Consider the following 7,471-nt stretch of genomic DNA (forward strand, 5'->3'; position numbering starts at 1 on the left):
TTTTCGAGATCAAAAATATTGTTGCTTGTTCTCAACTAGTAAGTGTGTAACAAGATTCGCTATCAAAGAGACGGATTGGGAGAGTGCAGAATGACAGGCCGGCTGAACGGTAAGTCGGCGTTGATCTCGGGCGGCGCAAGCGGTCTGGGCGAAGCGCAGGCGATCCTCTATGCCCGCGAAGGCGCCGCGGTGCTGATCGGCGACGTTCAGACCGAAAAGGGCCGGGCGGTGGTCGATACCATCACCGGGGAAGGCGGCAATGCGGCTTTCATTCATCTCGACGTGACCGACGCCGCCAGCTGGGCTGCTGCGGTTGCCGACGCCGTCGCGCGGTTCGGCCAGCTGACGACGCTGGTCAACAATGCCGGCATCTTCCACCCGGGCGGGATCGTCGATGAGACACAGCAAGGCTGGGACCGCATGATCGCGATCAACCAGACCGCGGTCTTTCTGGGGATGAAGGCCGCTGTTCCTGCCCTGCTCGCCGCGGGCAATGCGGCGATCGTCAACATAAGCTCGCTCTACGGCCTGATCGGCAGCCCGAACGCCATTTCCTATCACGCCTCCAAAGCCGCGGTGCGCGTGATGGGCAAAGCAGGCGCTCTCGAATTCGCCAAGCAGGGCATCCGCGTCAACACGATCTTCCCCGGGCAGATCAAGACACCGATCCTCGGCGACATCACCCCCGAACAGGATGCGGCGATCAAGGCCTCGATCCCTATGGGCATCGTCGGCGAACCTATGGATATCGCCTATGCCAGCCTCTATCTCGCATCGGACGAAGCGAAATATGTGTCGGGCGCCGAGCTCTGGGTCGATGGCGCATGGTACGCGGGGCAATGAGCGTGGACATGCGCGCAAGGACCCTTGACTGATGGCCTGGGATTTTTCGACCGACCCCGAGTTCGAGGCGCAGCTCGAATGGATGCGCGGTTTCGTGGCCGAAGAGATCGAGCCGCTCGACCTTGTTTTTCGCAACCCCGGCGCGCACGTCGATCCGCGCTCGCCCGCGTCGCGTGCCATGGCGCCGCTGAAGGAAGAGGTCAAACGGCGCGGCCTGTGGGCCTGTCATCTTGGCCCCGAGCTTGGCGGAAAGGGTCTCGGCCAGCTCAAATTGGGTTTGATGAACGAAATTCTCGGCCGCAGCCGCTTCGCGCCGACGGTGTTCGGGACGCAGGCGCCCGATACCGGCAATGCCGAAATTCTCGCGCGCTTCGGGACCGAGGATCAGAAGGCCAAATATCTCCAGCCCCTGCTCGATGGCGAGATCGTCTCCTGCTATTCGATGACCGAGCCTCAGGCCGGCGCCGATCCCGCCGAATTCACCTGCCGGGCGCGCCTCGACGGCGACGAGTGGGTGATCGACGGCGAAAAATGGTTTGCCAGCCACGCCTGTATCGCCGAATTCCTGATCGTCATGGTCATCACCAACCCCGATGTCCCGGTCCATCAGGGCTCGACCATGCTGATCGTGCCGCACGACACCCCTGGATTGGAGATCGTGCGCAACACCGCAGTCGGGCCAAAGGATGAACTCGGAAGTGGCGTCCACGGCTACCTGCGCTTCACCGGTTGCCGCGTGCCGGAGGCGAGCCGCCTTGGCCCGGTTGGCGAGGGCTTCAAGGTCGCACAGTCGCGCCTTGGCGGCGGACGCATCCACCACGCAATGCGAACCGTTGGCATGCTCAACAAGGCGATGGACTATATGACCGAGCGCGTCGTCAGCAGAACCACCAAGGGCGAAAGGCTGGCCGACAAGCAGATGGTGCAGGAGAAAATAGCCGACAGCTATACGCAGATCCTGCAGTTCCGGCTGCATGTGCTCTACGCTGCCTGGCTTCTCGACCGCGACAAGTCCTATACGCGACCGGTACGGCGCGAAATCAGCGCGATCAAGGCAGCGATGCCCGGGGTGCTTAAGGACGTCGTCTATCGGGCGCTGCATCTCCATGGCTCGCTCGGCATGTCGAACGAAACGCCGCTGATGGATATGTGGCAATATGTGCCCGAAATGGGCATCGTCGATGGCCCGACCGAGGTTCACAAGGTCGGGGTGGCAAAGGATATCTTGCGTGATATCCGCCCGTTCGACGGCCCTTTCCCAAGTTATCACGTGCCGACGCGCCTCGCGGCCGCGCGCGAAAAATTTGCCGCTTTTCTCGACTGATGCGCTGCGGCGCAAGGAGCCCGAAATGTCCGAATCCCCTGACTTCGCTCAGCGTCTCGACCGTGTCGAAAGCCGATTTGCGATGCACGATCTCGTCAGCGATTACTGCCACGGCTTCGACAAGCACGATTGGGACCGCTTCAGTGCCATCTGGTGGCCCGACGCGGTGTGGGACATCGGCCCGCCCTTCGGCAAATTCGAGGGGAGCGAAGGCATCGCGCATGTGACCAAGGATATTCTCTGGCCCGCCTGGCTCGCGTCGAGCCATTTCACGACCAATCTTGTCATCGCTTTCGACGGCGACCACCAAGCGACCGGGGTGTGCGACGTCGACTGCATCGGCACCACCGCCGACGAGCAGGCACAGACCGTCAGCGCCAGCTATTTCGATCGGTTCGAGCGTCGCGGCGGGGTTTGGAAGATCGCGCACCGCAAGGTGAAGATGTATCACTTCAACCCGCTGCCTGGCGTGACCTTGTCCGCCCCTGAATAGGAGTTTTCATGGCCTATCTCGACACCGATGACGGCGGTCGCGTCTATTACGAGCATCACCGCGCGCCGGGCCTCGCCGTTGTGCTGATCCACGGTTGGGGCATGTCGGGCGATTATTGGGCCTCGGCGGTCGAGGCGTTGCTTGCCGAGGGCCATGGCGCGATCGTCGTCGATCACCGCGGCTGCGGCCGCTCCGACCGCGACTTCGGCGATATGTCGATCGGCGCGATTGCAGGCGACGTGGCCGCGATCGTCGAACGCTGCGGCGCCCCGCGCGTGGTGCTCAACGGTTGGTCGCTCGGCGGCGCCGTCGCGGTCGCCGCGGCCGATCTGCTGGGCAATCGCGTCGCCGGCCTGATCCTTACCTGCGGCGCGTCGCCGCGCTATGTCCAGGGCGACGGCTTTCCGCACGGCGGGTTGCCCGAGGATGTGCTGGGAATCGGCGCTGCGATCACGGCCGACCGCCCCGGCTTTTTCCGCGCGCTAGCCGAAGGCGCATCGGGCGAAGGCGCAAGCGAAGCGATGATCGGTTGGGTCGAGCGCGGATTCCTGGCCACCGGACCGCGCGCCAGCGACACGCTCGCTGGGCTGGCGACGCTCGACCAGCGCGCCTTGCTGGCATCGTTCGATTTTCCCGTGCTGTCGATCGGCGGCGCGAAAGACAGCATTGCCGACCCAGCCATTGCAGGATTTGCGGCAAATTGTGCCTCGAAAGGCACGCTGCTCACCATGGATACTGGCCATTCGCCGCATCTGGAAAGCCCGTCCGCCTATAATGAGGCGATACTTGCCTTTGTAAGAAAGCTTGACCGATGACCACCGCACCGCTCGACGATCTTGCCGCCCTGCTCGCTCCCCTGCATGCGCCCTTCGCATGCAAATCGCTGAAAGCGCCTAACCGTTTCTGCATGGCGCCAATGTCGCGCTATTTTGCGCCCGGCGGGGTGCTGACCGGCGATGGCGCGGAATATTATCGCCGCCGCGCTGCCGCGGGTATCGGCACGATCATCACCGAAGGAACGGGCGTTGCGATCGACCACACGGTCGCTGCCGACACCATCCCCATCTTCGCCGGCGATACGCCGCTCGTCGCCTGGCAGGCCGCGGTCGATGCGGTCCATGGCGAAGGCGGCATGTTTGTCCCGCAATTATGGCATGTCGGCGGCTGTATCGATTTCAACTACCCCGACGCGCCCCACGCTGAGCTGGTCAGCCCGTCGGGCTTTGCTGGTCCCGACGTACCGGGCGGCCGGGCGATGACCGACCGCGACATTGCCGACACTATCGCAGCTTTCGCCGAGTCCGCTCGTGCTGCCAAGGCGATCGGTTGCGACGCGATCGAACTGCATGGCGCGCATGGATATATTTTCGACCAATTCTTTTGGGATAAGACCAATTTTCGCGACGACCGCTACGGCGGGCCGGACATCGGTGACCGCGCGACCTTCGCCGCAGAGGTGGTCGCCGCCTGCCGCGCGGCGGTTGGCGAAGAATTTGCGATTATTTTCCGCGTGTCGCAGTGGAAAACCTATGACTATGACGTCAAGCTGGCGCGCGATCCCGACGAATTGCACCGCTGGCTCGACCCCCTCGCACGCGCTGGGGTCGACATCTTCCACGCCTCGCAGCGCCGCTTCTGGGAGCCCGAATACGCGGGCGATGCCAAAAATCTCGGTGGCTGGATCAAAGAAGTGACGGGCAAGCCGGTCATCACTGTGGGGTCGATCGGCATGGACCGCGACCTGATGCAGGATTTCGTCGAAGGGATTTCCTCGCCGATGCTGGGGCGTCTGAAAGATCTGGTTGCGATGTTCGAACGCGGTGAATTCGACCTCGTCGCGCTCGGTCGCGTCCTCCTCGCCGACCCCAACTGGCTGGAGAAAATAGAACAGCACCGCATCGACGAATTGACCCCCTATGATCGCGCGACTGCGCTCAAACAGTATGAACATCATTAATGATTCTGTTCGAAGTCTGCGTAGTCGCTTTGCGTTCCGTCGAATGCGGTCGCAGTTCCCCAAGCTAAACGGAAGCGGTTCGCTGCGGTTCGCTAAGGTCCCCCCGGCTGCGACGGAAATATCTGCCGACCCGTTTGCGCTGCAATAGGCCCCGCTAGACAACCGCACCGTGCTGCCGGGCGGCGGCTCTCACCCAGCGATGTAGGTTGGCTGAGAACTGAGGCGATCGTTAGATCTGACCGCGGCTGCGCCGAACAGGTCTGATCTGGAATCGACACTGCGATCGGCGCTCACAACCGCGCGCGGTGGAGCGATGCGAGATCTGGCGCGGCACGAAGAGGCGATGGCGCTTGCATTCGAAGCGCATGCGCTGGAACGAAGCAGCTACCGACCATGCACGCTCTTGGGCGCGCTGCATATGGAGGCCGGCAACCCAGCCGCTGGTCACAGCTGGTACGAAAAGGCAGAAGATCTCGGCGCTGCTAGTGAGGCGATGAGGGTGAACTTCGTGCCCTGATGGCTCGATGCGCGCCGGAGGAGCGCGAGCGAATTCGCAGATTCTTGCTGCAGCAACGCACCTGACAGGTTTGCTCACCTCGCCCGCTGACCGGTGGTCGCAATCCGCTTCTCGCGCCGCCTCGGCAAGGTGCTTCCGGATTACAAGGAAATTACAATCCGTCTGCGTAGGGTTTGCTTACCGATGATGTAGGGGCGTGCTTCCAGATTTCCCCCGAGGGGAAATTTATCATGGAAATCAAAGGAGATACTGGTTGCGGGAGTAGGATTTGAACCTACGACCTTCAGGTTATGAGCCTGACGAGCTACCGGGCTGCTCCATCCCGCGTCAACCAGAGCGCGGCGCCGTTTGGGGCCGCAAAAACAGCAAAAGGCCGGCATCGCTGCCGGCCTCTAACTTTGTGAATGGGTTTCTTCTCGACCTTACGCCGGCTGCAATGCCTGGCGACGTCCTACTCTTCCGTGGCTTAAGCCAAAGTACCATCGGCGCTGTCAGGTTTCACGGCCGAGTTCGAGATGGGATCGGGTGGGTCACTGACGCCATGGTCACCAAGCAATGAAGCCGGCGTAGGTCAAAAAGGGTTTCAATCGATGTCCGTGCAATACTGTCTGATCAATCATCCACTTATCGCGGACAATCCTGACAGGATTGTCGTTGATGGTGGGACTCTTCAAGCGCGAATAGAGCAATTAGTATCGGTTAGCTCCATGCGTTACCGCACTTCTACATCCGATCTATCAACGTGGTGGTCTTCCACGGCTCTAAGAAATCTTATCTTGAGGGAGGCTTCCCGCTTAGATGCTTTCAGCGGTTATCCCGTCCATACATAGCTACCCTGCTGCGCGGCTGGCGCCACGACAGGTACACCAGAGGTATGTTCAACCCGGTCCTCTCGTACTAGGGTCAACTCCTCTCAAATTTCGACGCCCACGGCAGATAGGGACCAAACTGTCTCACGACGTTCTGAACCCAGCTCACGTACCACTTTAATTGGCGAACAGCCAAACCCTTGGGACCTGCTCCAGCCCCAGGATGTGATGAGCCGACATCGAGGTGCCAAACGATTCCGTCGATATGAGCTCTTGGGAATCATCAGCCTGTTATCCCCGGCGTACCTTTTATCCGTTGAGCGATGGCCCTTCCACTCGGGACCACCGGATCACTATGACCGACTTTCGTCTCTGCTCGACTCGTCAGTCTCGCAGTCAGGCAGGCTTATGCCATTGCACTCTCGCAGACGGTTTCCAACCGTCCTGAGCCTACCATCGCGCGCCTCCGTTACTCTTTAGGAGGCGACCGCCCCAGTCAAACTACCCGCCACAGAGGGTCCCTGATCCAGTTTCATGGATCGAGGTTAGACATCAGAAAACAACAGGGTGGTATTTCACCTATGGCTCCACGTCAGCTGGCGCCAACGCTTCAAAGCCTCCCACCTATGCTACACAGTTCTTTCCTAATGCCACTCTGAAGCTGCAGTAAAGGTGCACGGGGTCTTTCCGTCTAACCGCGGGTACTCCGCATCTTCACGGAGAATTCAATTTCGCTGAGCATCTCCTGGAGACAGTGGGGAAGTCGTTACGCCATTCGTGCAGGTCGGAACTTACCCGACAAGGAATTTCGCTACCTTAGGACCGTTATAGTTACGGCCGCCGTTTACCTGGGCTTCGTTTCGGAGCTTGCACCCCTCCACTTAACCTTCAGGCACCGGGCAGGCGTCACACCCTATACGTCGTCTTGAAGCCGACTTAGCAGAGTGCTGTGTTTTTGCTAAACAGTCGCTACCCCCTGGCCTGTGCCCCCCACAAATGGTTGCCCAAATGTGGGGCCTCCTTCTTCCGAAGGTACGGAGGCAATTTGCCGAGTTCCTTCAGGAGACTTCTCTCAAGCGCCTTGGTATACTCTACCATCCCACCTGTGTCGGTTTAGGGTACGGTCTATACGGTGGGGCTATTTCCTGGATCTGCTTCGAAGCCTGACCAATCCAATAAGGACAGACAACTTACGCAAACCGTCACACACCACCAGGCCCACGAATATTAACGTGGTTCCCATCGACTACCCCCTTCGGGCTCGTCTTAGGGGCCGGCTTACCCTGCTCAGATTAGCTTTAAGCAGGAACCCTTGGGATTTCGGCGAGAGGGCATCTCACCCTCTTTATCGCTACTCATGTCAGCATTCGCACTTCCGATACCTCCACGGTCCATTACCAGACCGCTTCATCAGCCTACGGAACGCTCCGCTACCGCGTGTATTGCTACACACCCTAAGCTTCGGTGCACGTCTTGAGCCCCGTTACATTTTCGCCGCAGGAACCCTTATTTAGACCAGTGAGCTGTT

General features: G+C 60.3%; 6 protein-coding genes, 1 tRNA gene and 2 rRNA genes (1 of these 9 running past the window's edge). 6 read left to right on the forward strand and 3 right to left on the reverse strand.

Annotated features, from left to right (window positions below):
• Positions 1–90 precede the first annotated feature (90 nt).
• From ACT17R_RS07600 to ACT17R_RS07625, 6 genes are all read left to right on the forward strand, one after another.
• Positions 91–843: a glucose 1-dehydrogenase gene (locus tag ACT17R_RS07600; RefSeq protein WP_186401521.1), complete on the forward strand. Its 753-nt coding sequence runs from the start codon at positions 91–93 to the stop codon at positions 841–843.
• 31 nt (positions 844–874) lie between these two features.
• A complete protein-coding gene (locus tag ACT17R_RS07605; protein WP_444809229.1) occupies positions 875–2,167 on the forward strand; it encodes an acyl-CoA dehydrogenase family protein in 1,293 nt (430 codons plus the stop codon).
• Positions 2,168–2,192: 25 nt separating this feature from the next.
• Positions 2,193–2,660, forward strand: coding sequence for a nuclear transport factor 2 family protein (locus ACT17R_RS07610; protein WP_444809230.1), 468 nt, complete (start codon positions 2,193–2,195; stop codon positions 2,658–2,660).
• Between the two features lie 8 nt (positions 2,661–2,668).
• Positions 2,669–3,475: an alpha/beta fold hydrolase gene (locus ACT17R_RS07615; RefSeq protein ID WP_217372871.1), complete on the forward strand. Its 807-nt coding sequence runs from the start codon at positions 2,669–2,671 to the stop codon at positions 3,473–3,475.
• On the forward strand, positions 3,472–4,617 hold the full coding sequence (locus tag ACT17R_RS07620; protein WP_444809231.1) for an oxidoreductase: 1,146 nt from the start codon (positions 3,472–3,474) through the stop codon (positions 4,615–4,617). Before ACT17R_RS07615 ends, ACT17R_RS07620 begins: the two co-directional genes overlap by 4 nt.
• 313 nt (positions 4,618–4,930) lie before the next feature.
• On the forward strand, positions 4,931–5,134 hold the full coding sequence (locus tag ACT17R_RS07625; RefSeq protein ID WP_444809232.1) for a hypothetical protein: 204 nt from the start codon (positions 4,931–4,933) through the stop codon (positions 5,132–5,134).
• 250 nt (positions 5,135–5,384) lie between these two features.
• Here the strand turns inward: ACT17R_RS07625 and ACT17R_RS07630 are convergent.
• The 3 genes from ACT17R_RS07630 to ACT17R_RS07640 all read right to left on the reverse strand — a co-directional run.
• Positions 5,385–5,461, reverse strand: a tRNA-Met gene (locus tag ACT17R_RS07630).
• A gap of 111 nt (positions 5,462–5,572) precedes the next feature.
• Positions 5,573–5,687 (reverse strand): 5S ribosomal RNA (gene rrf / locus ACT17R_RS07635).
• 116 nt (positions 5,688–5,803) lie between these two features.
• Positions 5,804–7,471 (reverse strand): 23S ribosomal RNA (locus ACT17R_RS07640) (it continues 1,125 nt past the right edge of the window).

The organism is Sphingopyxis sp. Q841 (genome assembly GCF_052384365.1).
GTDB classification, from domain to species: Bacteria; Pseudomonadota; Alphaproteobacteria; order Sphingomonadales; family Sphingomonadaceae; genus Sphingopyxis; species Sphingopyxis terrae_A.